This is a genomic window from Streptomyces sp. AM 4-1-1, from assembly GCF_029167625.1.
GTDB lineage: Bacteria > Actinomycetota > Actinomycetes > Streptomycetales > Streptomycetaceae > Streptomyces.
The window spans coordinates 736,485-753,013 of sequence record NZ_CP119145.1; the positions used below are offsets into that span (position 1 = coordinate 736,485).

16 protein-coding genes are annotated in these 16,529 nt (G+C 72.4%); 8 read left to right on the forward strand and 8 right to left on the reverse strand.

Translation table 11 applies throughout. From position 1 onward, the window contains the following. Window positions 1–160: 160 nt before the first annotated feature. On the reverse strand, window positions 161–553 hold the full coding sequence (locus tag PZB75_RS02885) for an ankyrin repeat domain-containing protein (RefSeq protein ID WP_275533705.1): 393 nt from the start codon (window positions 551–553) through the stop codon (window positions 161–163). Window positions 554–876: 323 nt separating this feature from the next. Between PZB75_RS02885 and PZB75_RS02890 the strand changes: the two genes are divergently transcribed. Both PZB75_RS02890 and PZB75_RS02895 read left to right on the forward strand, forming a co-directional pair. Then, a complete protein-coding gene (locus PZB75_RS02890) occupies window positions 877–1,071 on the forward strand; it encodes a hypothetical protein (protein ID WP_275533706.1) in 195 nt (64 codons plus the stop codon). Window positions 1,072–1,105: 34 nt separating this feature from the next. Continuing rightward, window positions 1,106–2,668 (forward strand): hypothetical protein, encoded by a 1,563-nt coding sequence (locus tag PZB75_RS02895; protein WP_275533707.1) that lies wholly within the window; start codon window positions 1,106–1,108, stop codon window positions 2,666–2,668. An 84-nt stretch (window positions 2,669–2,752) separates the two neighbouring features. On the opposite strand, the gene PZB75_RS02900 is transcribed toward PZB75_RS02895, so the two are convergent. Further along, the gene (locus tag PZB75_RS02900; RefSeq protein ID WP_275533708.1) at window positions 2,753–4,252 is read right to left on the reverse strand and encodes a PLP-dependent aminotransferase family protein; all 1,500 of its coding nucleotides are present in this window, start codon (window positions 4,250–4,252) and stop codon (window positions 2,753–2,755) included. Between the two features lie 121 nt (window positions 4,253–4,373). Here PZB75_RS02900 and PZB75_RS02905 point away from each other — a divergent pair, with 121 nt between their 5' ends. From PZB75_RS02905 to PZB75_RS02920, 4 genes are all read left to right on the forward strand, one after another. Next, a complete protein-coding gene (locus tag PZB75_RS02905; protein WP_275533709.1) occupies window positions 4,374–5,153 on the forward strand; it encodes a hypothetical protein in 780 nt (259 codons plus the stop codon). Then, window positions 5,150–5,914, forward strand: coding sequence for a glycerophosphodiester phosphodiesterase family protein (locus tag PZB75_RS02910; RefSeq protein ID WP_275533710.1), 765 nt, complete (start codon window positions 5,150–5,152; stop codon window positions 5,912–5,914). Before PZB75_RS02905 ends, PZB75_RS02910 begins: the two co-directional genes overlap by 4 nt. A 66-nt stretch (window positions 5,915–5,980) precedes the next feature. Further along, complete coding sequence (locus PZB75_RS02915) at window positions 5,981–7,336, forward strand: MFS transporter (protein WP_275533711.1); 1,356 nt, start codon at window positions 5,981–5,983, stop codon at window positions 7,334–7,336. Window positions 7,337–7,603: 267 nt separating this feature from the next. Further along, window positions 7,604–7,978, forward strand: coding sequence for an RNA polymerase-binding protein RbpA (locus tag PZB75_RS02920; protein WP_003959706.1), 375 nt, complete (start codon window positions 7,604–7,606; stop codon window positions 7,976–7,978). Window positions 7,979–8,160: 182 nt separating this feature from the next. Here the strand turns inward: PZB75_RS02920 and fxsA are convergent, their stop codons facing one another. The 4 genes from fxsA to PZB75_RS02940 form a co-directional block, all read right to left on the reverse strand. Next, a complete protein-coding gene (gene fxsA, locus PZB75_RS02925; RefSeq protein ID WP_275533712.1) occupies window positions 8,161–8,769 on the reverse strand; it encodes an FxsA family membrane protein in 609 nt (202 codons plus the stop codon). 232 nt (window positions 8,770–9,001) lie between these two features. Beyond that, window positions 9,002–9,769: a polyprenol monophosphomannose synthase gene (locus PZB75_RS02930; protein WP_275533713.1), complete on the reverse strand. Its 768-nt coding sequence runs from the start codon at window positions 9,767–9,769 to the stop codon at window positions 9,002–9,004. 590 nt (window positions 9,770–10,359) lie between these two features. After that, window positions 10,360–12,030 (reverse strand): amidohydrolase, encoded by a 1,671-nt coding sequence (locus PZB75_RS02935; RefSeq protein WP_275533714.1) that lies wholly within the window; start codon window positions 12,028–12,030, stop codon window positions 10,360–10,362. Between the two features lie 47 nt (window positions 12,031–12,077). After that, the gene (locus PZB75_RS02940) at window positions 12,078–12,518 is read right to left on the reverse strand and encodes an Lrp/AsnC family transcriptional regulator (RefSeq protein ID WP_275533715.1); all 441 of its coding nucleotides are present in this window, start codon (window positions 12,516–12,518) and stop codon (window positions 12,078–12,080) included. Window positions 12,519–12,720: 202 nt separating this feature from the next. Between PZB75_RS02940 and PZB75_RS02945 the strand changes: the two genes are divergently transcribed. Continuing rightward, complete coding sequence (locus PZB75_RS02945) at window positions 12,721–13,122, forward strand: hypothetical protein (protein ID WP_275533716.1); 402 nt, start codon at window positions 12,721–12,723, stop codon at window positions 13,120–13,122. 268 nt (window positions 13,123–13,390) lie between these two features. Here PZB75_RS02945 and PZB75_RS02950 read toward each other — a convergent pair whose 3' ends face one another. Further along, window positions 13,391–14,563, reverse strand: coding sequence for an acyl-CoA dehydrogenase family protein (locus PZB75_RS02950; protein WP_275533717.1), 1,173 nt, complete (start codon window positions 14,561–14,563; stop codon window positions 13,391–13,393). Between the two features lie 355 nt (window positions 14,564–14,918). Here PZB75_RS02950 and PZB75_RS02955 point away from each other — a divergent pair, with 355 nt between their 5' ends. Then, window positions 14,919–16,193, forward strand: coding sequence for a glycoside hydrolase family 18 protein (locus PZB75_RS02955; protein WP_275533718.1), 1,275 nt, complete (start codon window positions 14,919–14,921; stop codon window positions 16,191–16,193). Window positions 16,194–16,315: 122 nt separating this feature from the next. Here PZB75_RS02955 and PZB75_RS02960 read toward each other — a convergent pair whose 3' ends face one another. Further along, window positions 16,316–16,465, reverse strand: a complete 150-nt coding sequence (locus tag PZB75_RS02960; protein WP_275533719.1) for an SCO1431 family membrane protein — start codon at window positions 16,463–16,465, stop codon at window positions 16,316–16,318. Window positions 16,466–16,529 lie beyond the last annotated feature (64 nt).

Below are 16,529 nucleotides of genomic sequence, written 5' to 3' on the forward strand. Positions count from 1 at the left end.
AGGAGAAACCCTAGACCGCACAGCGACACGATCGGTCGTCCGCCGTCTTCTGCCTGGTGCGAACCATTTCCTCTGCCTCTCGTCGGTGGCCCTGAGCGGACCCGCGTCGTCATGATGGCCCAGCCATTTCGCCACCGCGACCACATTTACGACGCAGCGGTCATCGGGATTCGAAGAGTTCCAGCAGGTCGGCCTTGTCGAACATGCGGGCCGCGTCCCGCGCGGAGGGTGTTCCGGCCGACGGGTCGGCGCCCGCCGCGAGCAGTGCCTCGATCACCGCGCGCTCGCCCTTGAAGACCGCCCCGGCGAGTGGGGTCTGCCCCCGGTCGTTGGCACGGTCCGGGTCCGCGCCGCGGTCGACGAGGGCGGTGACCGCCGCCGCGTGCCCGTGGTAGGCGGCGAGCATCAGCAGGGTGTCGCCCCGGTCATTGGTGAGATTCGCCGGTACACCCGCGTCGACGTACCCGGCCAGCGCCTGGGCCTCACCGGCCCGTGCCAGGCCGAAGACCTTGGTCGCGAGTTCGACGACCTCGGGATCGGGAGTCTCGCTCATCGGACGGACCGCCTTTCACTGCGTTGACCTGGCCGGAAGTACGGCGCTGCCGCCGTACGAGTGAACCGACAGGGTACTGCCCCCGGGGCGCCCCGGCCCGGGTCCGCCGAGACGCGGACCACACCGCGCGCAGCACCCGCCGCGCACGCGGCGACCTCGCTCCGCCCCGGCGTGGCGCCCGCACCAGGCGGACACGCGCGCTCCCTGCGCCGGTCCAGTGAAAAAAGAGTCATTTCACTCTTTTGCAGCTTTTGTCACATAGATACTTCCTGTGTGGTTGGAATGACTCATGGTGACTGTCCCCCCAACCAGGAGAAACGCTCATGATCCTCTCCATCTCAGGTGTCGTGCTGCTCGGAATCATCGTCTTCCTCTTCTTCAGGAAGGACGGGCTCAAGGCGTCCCACGGCCTCGTCTGCGCGCTCTTCGGTTTCTTCCTGGCGGGCACCGCCGCCGCGCCGGGCATCAAGGCGGGCAGCGCGAGCCTCGCCGGCCTCCTGGGCGGAATCCAGTTCTGACCGCTCACGACACCGACCCCTCCAGGAGACCCACGTGCCCCGGCGACCACTTCCCCGCATCCTGACCGGCGGCAGCGCCCCGATCACCCGAGGGCGCGAGTTCGCGCGCACGGCGGCCGGCAGCGCCGGAGACGTCCTGCACCCGCTGATCATCCTCGGCCGCGGTCTGCGACGGCTGGCCGGCGCGGGACGGCGGCGATGGGCCGCGACCCCCCGGGACCGGCGCGGTCCCGTGCTGTTCCTCGTCGCGGCCTGCCTGCTCGCGGTGGCGCTCGCGCCGTACGGCCCGCTGCTCGCCCTCGGGACCGTGACGGCCCTGGCCGCCTGGCACGGACGGGCACCCACACCCGCCCGCAGTGGCCCCGACGAGGCCGGGACCGCACGGCTGCGAGCGCTCTACGAAGCCCTCGTGCCGCACTTCTCCGTCCCCGAGGACCCGGCCTCGCCGTACACGCACGGCGGCGACTGGGCGGGAGCGCTCAGCGGATACGAGTTCGACGGCGACGGACGGCCGACCCGGCTCGTGGTGACGTACCCGGCGTACTTCCCGGACGGGGACACCGAGTCCCGCACCCGGATCGAGCGACTGCTGCGCACCAAGTCCGGCCGCGGCCGGGAGTACCACTTCGACTGGGACGAGGAGGCCAACAGACTCACCATGAGCGTCCTGGACGCGCTGCCCGCCTCGGTCGCCGCCCAGCGCTTCGTGACCGCCCCCGGGGAGACCGTCCTGGGCTTCACGGACGCCGGCGCGGTGCGACGCACCGTCCCGGTGCGGGACGGCGACGTGACCCGTGACATGCCTCCCGTCGTCTGGCGGACCGGTGCCCGCTCCACCGAACCGCACCTGCTGGTCGTCGGGGACCCGGGCAGCGGTACCACCACCCTGCTGCGCTCCATCGCCCTCCAGGCCCTCCAGCACGGCGATCTGCTCGTCGTCGAGGGCGGCGGCACGGGCGAGTACGCCTGCCTGGCCGGGCGCGACGGCGTGCTCGCGGTGGAGAGCGGTCTCACGGGCGCGCGGGCCGCCCTGGAGTGGGCCGCGCACGAGACGGAGCGGCGGCTGACCGTCGCCGACCGGGCCGGACGGTCCGGCCACCCGCTGCCGGGGGACGCCGTGCGGCCCCTGTGGGTGCTGCTGGACCGCCCCGGCTCCCTCGGTCACCCCGCCTCCGCCGGCCCCGACCCCCGGCAGCTGCTCCAGGTCCCGCTTCGGCACGGCAGGGCGGCGGGTGTCACCGTGGTGCTGGCCGAACAGTTCGACCACCTCGACACCATCGACGAGACGGTACGGGCGCACACCAGGGCGCGGGTCGTCCTCGGCCCCGCCTCCCGCGCCCGGATCGCCTCCGTCCTGGGCGTCGAGCCGCACACCACCCCGGTCCCGGACATGCCGCCCGGCCGGGGCTACGCACGGCTCGGCACGTCGGGCCCGGTGCTGCGGCTCCAGGTGCCCGCGACACCGGACCCGTACGACGACGCGACGAGCGAGGCGCACCGGCAGGCGGTGCTCGACCTGCTTCCCGGGCGGGGGACGCCGGTCGAGGCCGTGGTGCCGGAGCCGGGGCTCCCGCAGGAGATGACGCTCAGAGACTGAGCCCCGGGGCGGGTGAGGCGCCCGTCCCGGGGGCCGGAGGGGCCGGCCCGAGCGACCAGCCCCGGGGGCCGCCCCGGCCCTCGCTCAGGCGACGAACGTCCGGGGAGCGTCCGCCCCCGCGCCCGTACCCGACCTGACCAGTTCGGCGGCCGCCGCCAACCGCAGTGCGGCCTCGTCCGCCACCGGTCCGCCCACCGTGAACGGCAGCCGCACGAATCCCTCGAAGGCCCCGTCGACCCCGAACCGCGGACCGGACGGCACCCGCACCCCGACCCGCTCCCCCGCGACGGCCAGCCGCGACCCCGAGATGCCTCCCGTGCGCACCCAGAACGTCAGACCGCCCGCGGGCACCTCGAACTCCCACTCGGGCAGCTCCCTGCGCACCGCCGCGACCAGCGCGTCCCTGTTCCCCCTGGCCTGTTCGCGCCGGACGTCCACGGCCCGCTCCCAGCCGCCGGTGCGCATCAGCCAGTTGACGGCGAGCTGTTCCAGGACCGGGGTGCCCATGTCCGCGTAGGCACGGGCGGCGACCAGGCTGCGGATCACGTCCGGCGCGGCCCGTACCCACCCGATGCGCATCCCCGCCCAGAACGCCTTGCTCGCCGAACCGACGGTGAGCACCGTGCTGCCCGCCGGATCGAAGGCGCAGACCCGCCTGGGCATCTCGGTGCCGGCGTCCAGGCACAGTTCGCTCATCGTCTCGTCGACGACCAGGACCGTGCCCGCCGAGCGCGCCGCGTCGACCAGGGCCCGGCGCCGGTCCTCGTCGGCGAGCGCGCCCGTCGGATTGTGGAAGTCCGCGACGACGTAGGCCAGTCGCGGCGCCGCGTCCCGCAGCACCTGACGCCACCGGTTCAGGTCCCAGCCGCGCAGTCCTTCCTCCATGGCCACCGGTACGAGCCGGGCGCCGGCCTCCCGCATCAGCTGGAGGATGTTGGCGTACGAGGGGGACTCCACCGCGATCCGTTCACCCCGCCCGGCGAAGAGGTGACAGATCGCGTCCATCGCGCCCATGGCCCCGGTGGTGACCATGATCTGTTCCGGCATGGTGGGGACGCCGCCCCGGGTGTACCGGTCGGCGATCATCTCCCGCAGCGCGGGCAGTCCCGCGGGGTAGTCGCCGTGGGTGTGCGCGTACGGCGGCAGTTCCTCCAGCGCCCCCTGGACGGCCCGGGTCAGCCATGGTTCCGGGGCGGGCAGCGAGGCGAGGCCGAGGTCGATCATCGAGCCGAGCGATTCCGGGGGCAGTGGTTCCAGGCCGCGCGCCGGGAGCGGATTGCCCGCGGGCACCACCGTCCAACTGCCCGCGCCCCGGCGGGACTCCAGGAAGCCTTCGGCCCGCAGCGCCTCGTACGCGGCGGCCACGGTGGTACGGCTGACGGCCAGGGCGAGGGCCAGCTCCCGCTCGGCGGGCAGCCGGGCCGCGACCGGCACCCGGCCCTCCAGGACGAGCATCCGGACCCCGTCGGCGAGCCCCCGGTAGGCGGGCGGTCTGCGGCCGCCGGGGCTCAGCGGCTTCTGCTGCTGGGCCTGGAGCTGTCTGGCGAGCTGTGCCGCGCCGACCGCCGAAGTCCACTGCCCCATGAAAATCAGTCCACCCTTCTCGGATTGGCCATAGTTGGCGGCCAATCCCCCGCCCCAGAGTGACACGCAGCAGTCCACCACGACCACACCGGATCACACCGGCCAGATCAGGGGGCACCACGTGGCCAACACCTCCGCCCGGCGCGGAACCCGCATCACCCGAAGGCTGGGCCGGCTGTACGCGGGTCTCGCCCTGTACGGGGTCAGTTCGGCCCTGCTGGTCCGCGCGGGCCTCGGCCTCGAACCGTGGGGGGTGCTGCACCAGGGCCTGTCCGAACGCACCGGGCTGACCATCGGCGTGGTCTCGATCATCGTCGGGGCGGCCGTGCTGCTGCTGTGGATACCGATCGGACAGCGCCCCGGCCTGGGCACGGTCTCCAACGTCTTCGCGGTCGGCATCGCCATGGACGGCACGCTCGCCGTCGTACCGGACGCACGGGGGCTCGCCCTGCGGATCACGACGGTGATCGCCGGGGTGGTGCTCAACGGGGTCGCGACCGGGCTGTACATCTCGGCCCGGCTCGGCCCCGGACCACGCGACGGTCTGATGACGGGGCTGCACCGGATCACCGGCCGCTCCGTCCGGCTGGTCCGCACCGGCATCGAGGTGGCCGTGGTGGTGACCGGGTTCCTGCTCGGCGGTTCGCTCGGCGCGGGCACGGTCCTGTACGCGCTGGCCATCGGCCCACTGGCGCAGTTCTTCCTGCGCGTCTTCACCTCACCCGAGGACATGCCGGCGGCCCCCGCGCCGCGCGAAGAGGTCCCACGCGACGAGGTCCCTCACCAGGAGATCCGCCGCGACGAGGCCCTTCACGACGGCGCGGCCCCCGGCGACCGCGCGTCCGGCGGCGGGGCGACGGGGACCGGGCCGCCTCCGGGGCAGGCGATACTGCCGCGGTGACTTCCGTACGCCACCCCTATCTGGACCACCCCACGACGATCCCCTTCGCCCACCGCGGCGGGGCGGCGGACGGGCTGGAGAACACCGTGACCGCCTTCCGCCGGGCCGCGGCGCTGGGCTACCGCTACTTCGAGACAGATGTGCACAGCACGTCCGACGGCCGGCTCGTCGCCTTCCACGACACGACCCTCGACCGGGTGACGGACGCCCGTGGGACGATCGCGCGGCTGCCGTGGAGCGAGGTCGGCCGGGCCCGGGTGGCGGGCCATGAGCCGCTGCCGCTGTTCGAGGAGCTGCTGGAGGAGTTCCCCGGGGCCCGGTGGAACGTGGACGTCAAGGCCGAGCCCGCGCTCGCACCGCTCGTCGATCTGATCCGCCGGACGGACGCCTGGGACCGGGTCTGCGTCGGCTCGTTCTCGGAGGCCCGGGTCGCCAGGGCGCACCGGCTGGCGGGACCGCGTCTGGCGACCTCGTACGGGGTGCGGGGCGTCCTGGGGCTGCGTCTGCGTTCGTACGGCATACCGGCGGCGCTGCGGGCGGGGGCGGTGTGCGCCCAGGTCCCGGAGCGGCACAACGGGGTCCGCGTGGTCGACCGGCGTTTCGTACGGGAGGCGCACGCGCGGGGGCTCCAGGTCCATGTCTGGACGGTGAACGAACCGGGCCGGATGGCGGCGCTCCTCGACCTCGGGGTGGATGGCATCATGACCGATCACATCGAGACGCTGCGTACGGTGTTGAGCGAACGGGGAGCCTGGACCTGACACCGGGCCCGGCCGCGTCCTCACGGACACGCACGCGCACGGGGACGAGCGAGCGGGGGACACCGGGTGAGCGCCGAGGCGGCGGAGGAGGCGGAGCGGGTCACGGACCCGGCCGCCCGCGGACGCGAGCAACGCGGCTGGTACTTCTACGACTTCGCGTGCTCGGTGTACTCGACGAGTGTGCTGACCGTCTTCCTGGGTCCGTATCTCACGTCGATCGCCAAGGCCGCGGCCGACGCGGACGGCTTCGTGCACCCGCTGGGCATACCCGTGCGGGCCGGTTCCCTCTTCGCCTACGCGGTCTCCGTCTCCGTGGTGCTGGCGGTGGTGGCGATGCCGGTCGTGGGCGCCGCCGCCGACCGGACCGGCCGCAAGAAACCGCTGCTGGCGGCCGCCGCCTATGTGGGCGCCGGGGCGACGGCGGGGATGTTCTTCCTGGACGGCCACCGCTATCTCCTGGGCGCGTCCCTGCTCATCGTGGCGAACGCCTCGGTGTCGGTCTCGATGGCGCTCTACAACGCCTACCTCCCGCAGATCGCCGAGCCGCACGAGCGCGACACGGTCTCCTCGCGCGGCTGGGCCTTCGGCTACACGTCGGGGGCCTTCGTCCTGGTCCTCGATCTGATCCTCTACACGGGCCACGACTCCTTCGGCCTCTCGGAGTCGGACGCGGTCCGGATCTGTCTCGCCTCGGCGGGTGTGTGGTGGGGCGCGTTCACCGTCGTGCCGCTGCGCAGACTGCGCGACCGGCGGGTGCCCCCGGGTGGCGCGGGGACGATGGGGTCGGGGTGGAGCCAGTTGCGGTCCACCCTGCGCGACATGCGCCGTCACCCGCTGACCCTCTCCTTCCTGCTCGCGTACCTCGTCTACAACGACGGGGTGCAGACCGTGATCTCGCAGGCCTCGGTGTACGGCTCCGAGGAGCTGGGGCTCGACCAGACGACCCTGATCACGGCGGTGCTGCTGGTCCAGGTACTGGCGGTGGCGGGGGCCCTGGGGATGGGCCGGCTGGCACGGACCCACGGGGCGAAGCGCACGATCCTCGGCTCACTGGTCGTATGGATCGCGATCCTGGTCGCGGGGTACTTCCTGCCCGCGGGGGCTCCGGTCTTCTTCTACGCGCTCGCCGCGGCGATCGGGCTGGTGCTGGGCGGCAGCCAGGCGCTGTCCCGTTCGCTGTTCTCGCATCTGGTGCCGCACGGCAAGGAGGCCGAGTACTTCTCCGCGTACGAGATGAGCGACCGCGGACTGAGCTGGCTGGGTCCTCTCGTATTCGGACTCGCGTACCAATTGACCGGCAGTTATCGCGACGCGATCATGTCGTTGGTGATCTTCTTCGTGCTCGGTTCCGTGCTGTTGGCGAGGGTTCCCGTGCGCCGGGCGGTCGCGGCGGCCGGAAATCCCGTACCGGACCGGATTTAGACGTTGAAGTGAAAGGCCGGTAGTGTACGCCTTTGGCCTGCCCGGAGGACCGTTACTGCGAGCAGAAGAAGCCGAAATCGTTGGGTGACAACTTCTGTCAGATGTGACAAACCGGGTGAGGGCGGGTACCCCAACCGATGAATAAGCAGCGGCACGACGGGCGACGCATGACCCGCAACGGGAATCTTTACCGCCGACCGGACGTTGACCGGATGACGACGACAGCGACACCTGTCCTGTGGGCGACAAGCCCGGGAGGCACGATTCATGAGTGAGCGAGCTCTCCGCGGCACGCGACTCGTGGTTACCAGCTACGAGACGGACCGCGGTATCGATCTGGCCCCGCGCCAGGCGGTGGAGTACGCATGCCAGAACGGCCATCGATTTGAGATGCCGTTCTCGGTTGAGGCCGAGATTCCGCCGGAGTGGGAGTGCAAGGCGTGTGGCGCCCAGGCACTCCTGGTGGACGGGGATGGCCCCGAGGAGAAGAAGGGCAAGCCCGCGCGAACGCACTGGGACATGCTCATGGAGCGGCGTACCCGCGAGGAGCTGGAGGAGGTGCTGGCCGAGAGGCTGGCGGTTCTGCGCTCCGGAGCCATGAACATCGCGGTGCATCCGCGGGACAGCAGAAAATCCGCCTGACCGCGCGACACGCACGACAGCACAAGAGCCGCGGGCCGTGCCACACCTGGTGTGTGGCACGGCCCGCGGCTCGTTTCGGCGTGCGCGCGGCCCAGCGGCCTTCGGCCGGCTCTCCCGTGCGCCCCTGCGCCTCCGCGGCGTGCGAGGAGCGGCGCGGCGAGGACCGAGGCCGAAGGGCGGGATCAGGGATTCAGCGGCGGGCGGGAACCGTCCTCGCGGCCGGACCGGTCCTGGCCGCCGGGGCCGCCCTGGTCCTCGTCCGGGCGGATGACCTCGCCCTGGACGACCTTTCCGTCCGGTCGGCGCGTCCTGGCCTGCTGGAAGGCGTCCGACAGGTGGCCGGGGGCCACGACCCGTATCCGCCGCTCCAGCGCCCGCTCCGCGTACCGGCCGAGGGCCGAGCGGACCGGCGGGAGCAGCAGCGACAGGCCGAGTACGTCGGAGATCACTCCGGGGATCATCAGCAGCAGGCCGCCCAGCATCAGGAAGCCGTTGCCCTTGCCGCTCGTCGGAGCGTCGGTGGGCCCGGCGGTCGCGCCGGGCCGCCCGGGCACCTGCTGAAGCGTCTGCGTGAGATTGCGGAAGGCCCGTCGCCCGGCCCGTTTGATCACGGCGGCCCCGAGCGCGGCCGATGCCAGCAGGAGCAGCAGCACGGCGAGCCCGCCCGCCGCGTCGGCCACGACGATCAGCAGCCAGATCTCCAGCACCACCCAGGCCGCGACGGCCAGGGGGACGAGGTTCCGGGCGCGGGAACGTCGGGGAGCGGTCGGGGGCTGTGTGCCGGTAGTCATGTGTCCAGTGTGCCCGCCCGGCCGTCCGAGCGGCGTAACGACCTCCTCCGCGCGATGGGGGGTGGATCAGCGGGCGGCGTTCCGCGACGTCGATCGCGGGGCGGGACGAGGGCATCGACGCGAAGGCCGCCGACCGGCGACGCCGCCGCGGGCGCAGTCACGGGGCGGGGAGCCCGCTCCCTGCCACGGGGAGGTCGTAAGGGAGGCGTTCGGACGGGCGAGGACCGGCCGGTCAGGAGGGTTTGCGGCCGAGAATGCGGCTCGTCCGGGTGCCGACGCCCCAGGCCGTGACCCGCCACAGCGCCTCGACCAGGATGTCGCGGCTCATCTTGGAGTCACCGATCTCGCGGTCCACGAAGGTGATGGGGACCTCGACGACGTGGTAGCCGGCGTCGACCGCGCGCCGGGCCAGGTCGACCTGGAAGCAGTAGCCCTGGGAGGCGACCTCGTCGAGGCCGAGTCCTCGCAGGGTCTCGGCGCGGAAGGCCCGGTAACCGCCGGTGACGTCACGGATCGACACGCCCAGCAGCAGCCGGGAGTACGTGCTGCCGCCACGGGAGATCATCTCGCGGGACTTGGGCCAGTTGACCACGCGGCCGCCGGGCACCCACCGGGAGCCGAGCACGAGGTCGGCGCCCTTCAGCGCGGTGAGCAGTCTGGGTAGTTCCTCGGGCTGGTGGGAGCCGTCGGCGTCCATCTCGACCAGTACGCCGTAGCCGTGCTCGATGCCCCAGCCGAAGCCCGCCAGATAGGCCGCGCCGAGTCCTTCCTTGCCCTTGCGGTGCAGTACGTGGACCTGGCTGTCGGCCGCCGCGAGCTCGTCGGCGATCTTGCCGGTGCCGTCGGGGCTGTTGTCGTCGGCGACCAGGATGTCGGCCTCCGGCACGGCGGCGCGCACCCGGCCGACGATCCGCCCGATGTTCTCGGCCTCGTCATAGGTCGGGATGATCACCAGGGTTGTGCCGAGCGGACCGTATTGCCGCTGACCGCCGTCGTTCACTACTGCCCCTTAATGTCCGTACGCAGGTGCACACCATATCGAGCACGGGGCGGCCGGAGGCCGACACGGTGGCCGGTGTCGGAGCCAGGGCCCGCGCAGATGCGCGGAAGTGCGGACAGAACCACGGCGTGACGCGGAGGGACGGCACCTGCGTGACCGGGTCGCGGCACGTGACGCGGCGCGAGCTGCGGATCGGGGCCCGGTGTCCTTCGGGCCGACCTGGGACCCGCTGGCTGCGGGTCGACCGAAAGCCGTTGTCTACTGAACGTCCGGGCCCCACCCGGGTCCCACCCGCCGTCCGGCTGAAACCTTCCCTCGCCCCGAGGCGCGGGCGCTGAACCTGGCTGCAAGCGGTGGTGCGCCGGTGCGGCACCCCACCTCATGACCCAGCGGCGTTCGACGACTGCGTGGAGGTTTAACCGGTCGGACATCCTGTGGTGGACGTGGCCGAACCTACCGGCCCGTGGGCGCTTTCTGTCAATAGTGGTCCGACCTGCGCTTTTTATCCAAATTGCCTGGTCAGTACCGAGGACACGCAGGTCGCGACAGAGCACGGACGCCTTCGATCGGCGGTACGAAATGTCCGGACGTCACTCGTTCGGACGTACGTAAACAGTTTGTCCGAACACCACGGTCCGCAGGCAGACCGGAAGGGCGGCGCCCGGGGTGAGATCCGGCAGGCCGGGCGTTCCCGATCTGGGGTCGGTCGACCAGCGGGCGACGCGGTCGTCGGGTGCCTGGACGACGAGTTCGTCGGTGCGCCAGACCGCGTAGTCGGCGGGGGCGCCGGGCACGAGGGTGCCCGCGTCGTCCCGGCCGACGGACCGCCAGCCGCCCCGGGTGTGGGCGGTGAATCCGGCCCGTACGGAGATCCGGTGCTCGGGGGTGCGGTGGAACGCGGCGGCCCGGACGGTTCCCCACGGGTCCAGCGGTGTCACCGGGCTGTCCGAGCCGAACGCCAGGGGCACCCCGGCGCGCAGCAGGGCCGCGTACGGGTTGAGGGTGCGGGCCCGCTCCGCGCCGAGCCGGCGTGCGTACATGCCGTCCTCGCCGCCCCAGGCGGCGTCGAAGCCCGGCTGCACGGACGCCGTGAGGCCCAGCTCGGCGAAGGCGCCGACGGTCTCGGGGGTCAGCATCTCGGCGTGCTCGACCCGGTGCCGGGCGGCGCGCACGCGGGCGAGGCCCAGCGTCCCGGCGGCGGCCCTGAAGCCGCTCACGACGGCGGAGAGCGCCGCGTCGCCGATCGCGTGGAACCCGGCCTGGAGCCCGGCCTCGGTGCAGGCGGTGACGTGGGCGGCGATCCGCGCGGCGTCCAGGTGTGCCTCGCCGGTCCGCGAGCCCGCCGGACCGTCCGTGGCGAGGTCCGCGTACGGCTCGTGCAGACAGGCCGTGTGGGAGCCGAGCGAGCCGTCCACGAAGAGGTCGCCGGCCGCGCCGATCGCGCCGAGTTCGCGGATGCGCCCGGCCCCCTTCCGGTCGGTGACCGGCTCGGCCCAGTAGCCGAAGACCCGGGGCCCCGGCCGCTCGGCGGCGAGCTTCAGCAGCCCGGTGAAGTCGTCCTCGTCCGAGATCTCGGGGCCGGCGCACTCATGGAGGGTGCCGATGCCGAGCGAGGCGGCGTGGCTGAGGGCGGCGCGCTGGGCGACGGCGCGCTGGGCGGGCGGTACGGCGCCATGGGCGGCGGCGCGCACGGCGTGGTGGGCCGCGCCGGTCAGCGGGCCTTCCGGATGGTGACCGGGCATGCGGGTGATGCCGGGGACCAGGTCGAGGAGGGCGGTGGTGACGACCGCGGAGTGCACGTCGACGCGGGGCAGGTACACGGGCCGGCCGCCGGCGGCGGCGTCGAGTTCGGCCCGGGACGGGGGCCGCTGTTCGGGCCAGCGGGTGGCGTCCCAGCCGTGTCCGAGGACGACGCGGTCGCCCGGGTGCGAGGCCACGTGCTCGCGTACGAGGGCGAGGGCGTCGGGAAGGGTGCGGGCGGCGGACAGGTCCAGGCCGGTGAGGGCGAGGCCGGTGGACGTGGTGTGGACGTGCGCGTCGGTGAACGCCGGGGTGACCAGCGCCCCCTCCAGGTCGATCACTTCGTCGACACCGCTCGCGAACGCGTCGGCGGCCCCCTCGGAGCCCACCCAGGCGACATGGCCCCGTTCCACGACCATCGCGGTGGCGAACGGGTCGGCGGGGCTGTGGACGTCTCCGCCGCGCAGCAGCACGGTGCGGTGGTCGCTCTGGTCGCTCTGGGGGGCGGTGCTCTCGGTCATGGCACCAGTCTCGCGCCTGCGCGGCCCGGCCCGGGCCGCGGCCCCCGTCACAGGCGCGGGGGGCGCGCCTCGTACGGGGTGGAGAGGACGACCGTGGTCCGGGTGGAGACACCGGCCAGCGAGCGGACACGGGTCAGCAGGTGTTCCAGTTCCAGGGGGCTCGCGACCCGCACCTTCAGGATGTAGTTCTCGTCGCCCGCGACGCTGTGGCACGCCTCCAGCTCCGGGACTCCCGCGAGCCGTTCCGCGATGTCGTCCGGGGCGCTCGGGTCGAAGGGCTTCACCGAGATGAACGCGGTGATGGGCAGGCCGACGGCCTCGGCGTCGACGACGGCCGCGTAGCCCCGGATCACCCCGCGCTGCTCCAGCCTCCGGACACGCTGATGAACCGCCGATGTGGACAGGCCGGTGGCCTTGCCCAGGTCGGTGTAGCTCATCCGCCCGTCCGTGACGAGCAATTGCACAATCTGACGGTCCAGCTCCTCCATGCGGATCAACCTACGGCCCCGACGCCCCCAGGCCCAGCGCGGAGGCCGCCGGAGCGGCACCTGCGGCGGGCATGTGACGAATGCCACAGGCTTGCGGCCGGGTAGCCGACGACCTGTGCGGTTATCGCGGACGCGCGGGGGGAAGTGCTTGCTGTGGTCGAGGCCGTGGCACCTGCCCGGCCCACCTGAGGGGGAGAATTCCATGCAGAGCCTGAAGCTCACCGGACGCAACGAACCGGAGCCCGTCTATCCGGTCGAGGAGAGCACTCCCGACATCTACGACACGTTCGAGATGTACCGGGTGATGTGCCCCGACTGCGCGCAGCCCATCGCGCTGCTGGCGGGCGAGGACGTGCTGCCGGAGCACGCGCTGTGCCCCACTCCGTGGAATCCGTTCGTCCTCACGGTGTGCACGGGCACCGGCAGCCGGTCCTCGGCCGCCCGCCCCGCGGACGAGACGTCCGACATCCAGGAGCAGGAGACGGCCCTGCTACTGACGCTCCCCCAGGGCCTGGACTGGCGGATGCAGCCGTTCTCGCACGCCGGGGGCGCGGTCGCGCGGCCGATGCGGATGCCGCGGCAGACCCGGCGGCACGCCGCCTGACACCTGGACGGCCGCCCGCCTCGCGGGCACCCGGACCGGCCGAGGGGCCGTGAGCGTGCGCGGACGTGTTGGCCGCACGCCCGGACGAGTTCCGGCCCGCTCCCCGTCCGGCCGAGTCGTGCAACCGTCGGACCGGACAACCTGACGCGCCCCTTCCCCGGTGCGGCCATGCCGTCGGCCGGGGAGCCGGAGCCGTCGTCGCACCGGGTGCGGTCCGAGCGGCGACGCGGGCGCCGCGTACCGGCCGCCCGCGCCCGCCCCACGCCGGTCAGCGCGTCTCGGGCCCCGCGATGTGGCGTGCGATGACCATGCGCTGGATCTGGTTGGTCCCCTCGACGATCTGGAGCACCTTGGCCTCGCGCATCAGCCGCTCGGCGGGGAAGTCCTGCGTGTAGCCGTAACCGCCGAGCACCTGGACGGCGTCGGTGGTGACCCGCATCGCCGCGTCCGTGCAGAACAGCTTCGCCATGGCCGCCTGGCGCGAGAACGTCAGGCCCTCGTCGCGCCGCCGCGCCGCTTCCAGGTAGAGCGCCCGGCCCGCCTCGATCTGGGTGGCCATGTCGGCCAGCATGAACCGCAGTCCCTGGAAGTCCGCGATCGGACGGCCGAACTGCTGCCGCCCGGTGGCGTATCCGACGGCCTCGTCCAGCGCCGCCTGCGCGACGCCGACCGCGCAGGCGGCGATGCCCAGGCGCCCCGAGTCCAGAGCGGAGAGCGCGATGGCGAAGCCCTGCCCCTCCTCCCCGATCCGGCGCGCGTCGGACACCCGGACACCGTCGAAGTGCAGTTGGGCGGTGGGCGAGCCCTTCATGCCCATCTTCTTCTCGGGCAGGGCCGCGTTCAGCCCCTCGGCGTCGCCGGGGACGAGGAAGGCGGTGATGCCGCGCGGTCCGTCCACGCCGGTGCGGGCCAGGACCGTACAGAAGTCGGCGATGCCGCCGTGCGTGATCCACGCCTTGGTGCCGGTGATGACCCAGTCGTCGCCGTCCCGTACCGCCTCGGTACGGAGCGAGGCCGCGTCCGAGCCCGAGGCGGGTTCGGAGAGGCAGTACGCGCCCAGCAGTCCACCGCCGAGCATCGCGGGAAGGTGCTCGGTCCGCTGCTTCTCGGTCCCGTATCCGGCGAGGGCGTGGCAGGCGAGGGAGTGGACGCTGACGCCGAGGCCGACGGTCAGCCGGGCCGCCGCGAGCTCTTCGAGGACCTGGAGATAGACCTCGTACGGCTGGTCGCCGCCGCCCTGGCCGGAGTCGTACGGCAGGCCGAGCAGTCCGGAACGGGAGAGCAGGGTGAAGACCTCGCGCGGGAACCGGCCCGCTTCCTCCTCCTCGGCCGCCCGGGGAGCGATCTCCCGCTGGACGATGTCGCGGACGAGCGCGACGAGTTGCCTGGACTCCTCGGTGGGCAGTCGGCGTTCCACCGGCTGCTGGGCACGGTCGGACATGACGGCGCTCTCCTCCCTGTCGGGCGTTGCGGCGGACGCGCGCGCGGGGTGGGAGCGGCGCCGCCCTGATCCGGGGCGGTGCCCGGCGAAGAAGTACTACCCAGCCGATGCTGCCCACCCGGATCGCAGGAGGTGCCAATCAGCGGCTGTGGCGCGTTGAGTATGCCCGATCGGGCGGCTTTCGTCACGGGGTGCGGGACCGGCCGGATGGTCTTGGAATTGATTCGAACCATTGACCCAACTGGTCTAGTCCTTCTACGGTTCCACGGGAACGCGTCACCGCGTTCATGCCAAGTTGACGGGAAGGTCAACAGCACATCCCCCCACTTCAAGCCCTCCCCCACGAGGAGCCATGATGCTCGGACTTCACCGTCCCCGCGCCCGATTCCGGGCGCTCGCCGCCGCTGCCTGTACCGCCGCTCTCGGAGCCACCCTGCTGGGTGTCGCGGGTACCCCATCGGCCGGCGCGACACCCCTGACCGACCAGGCCGCCCCCACGGCCGCCGCCGACGCCGCCCCCACAGCGGCCGGCGGCAAAGTGGTCGGCTACTTCACCAACTGGGGTGTCTACCAACGCGATTACCACGTCAAGAACATCGAGACCTCGGGCTCGGCGGACAAGCTCACGCACATCAACTACGCCTTCGGCAACGTCACGGGCGGCAAGTGTGCGATCGGTGACTCGTACGCCGACCACGAGAAGGCGTACACCGCCGATCAGTCGGTGGACGGGGTGGCCGACGCCTGGGACCAGGACCTGCGCGGCAACTTCAACCAGCTGCGCAAGCTGAAGAAGCTCCACCCGGACCTCAAGGTCATCTGGTCGTTCGGCGGCTGGACCTGGTCCGGCGGCTTCGCCGAGGCGGCGAAGAACCCGGCCGCGTTCGCCGAGTCCTGCTACAACCTGGTCGAGGACCCCCGCTGGGCCGATGTCTTCGACGGCATCGACATCGACTGGGAGTACCCCAACGCCTGCGGGCTGACCTGCGACACCAGCGGACGTGACGCCTACGGGAACGTACTGGCGGCGCTGCGTTCGAAGTTCGGCACCGGCAACCTGGTCACCTCGGCGATCTCCGCCGACGGTTCGGACGGCGGCAAGCTCGACGCCGTGGACTACGGCGGGGCCGCGAAGTACGTCGACTGGTACAACCCGATGACGTACGACTTCTTCGGCGCCTGGGACGCGAAGGGCCCGACCGCCCCGCACTCCCCGCTGACCGCCTACGACGGCATTCCGCACGAGGGATTCGACACCGACGCGGCGATCTCCAAGCTGAAGAAGCTCGGTGTCCCGGCCGACAAGCTGCTGCTCGGCCTGGGCTTCTACGGCCGCGGCTGGACCGGCGTCACCCAGGACGCCCCCGGCGGCACCGCGACCGGTGCGGCCCCGGGCACGTACGAGGCGGGCATCGAGGACTACAAGGTCCTGAAGAACAGCTGCCCGGTCACCGGCACCGTCGCCGGCACGGCGTACGCGCACTGCGGCACCGACTGGTGGAGCTACGACACCCCGTCCACCATCGGCTCCAAGATGACCTGGGCGAAGAACCAGGGTCTCGGAGGCGCGTTCTTCTGGGAGCTGAGCGGTGACACGGCCGACGGCGAACTGATCAAGGCGATCAACTGACACCGTCGCCCCTGTGAACAGCTGACGGGAACAGCCGTCAAGAGGTGGCGGGGAACCCTTGGGTTCCCCCCCACCCCCCTGTCCGCACACGGGCGTCCGGCGCCCTCGGGGGCGCGGAAGGATCACATCAGGCCCGCCCTGGTGACGAACAGGGCGACCACCACGACGAGCGTCCAGCCCAGCACGGTCTCCAGCAGCGCGGGGCCGTCGTCGGGCCCTCCGGTGCGGGCACGGCGGCGTACGGCGGTGATGAGGGCGGTGGAAGTCGTCATGGCGGCTCGCTCGGTCGGGTGAGGGGGGACTGCGTCGGGACCCGACCACCATGCGGTCGTGCCG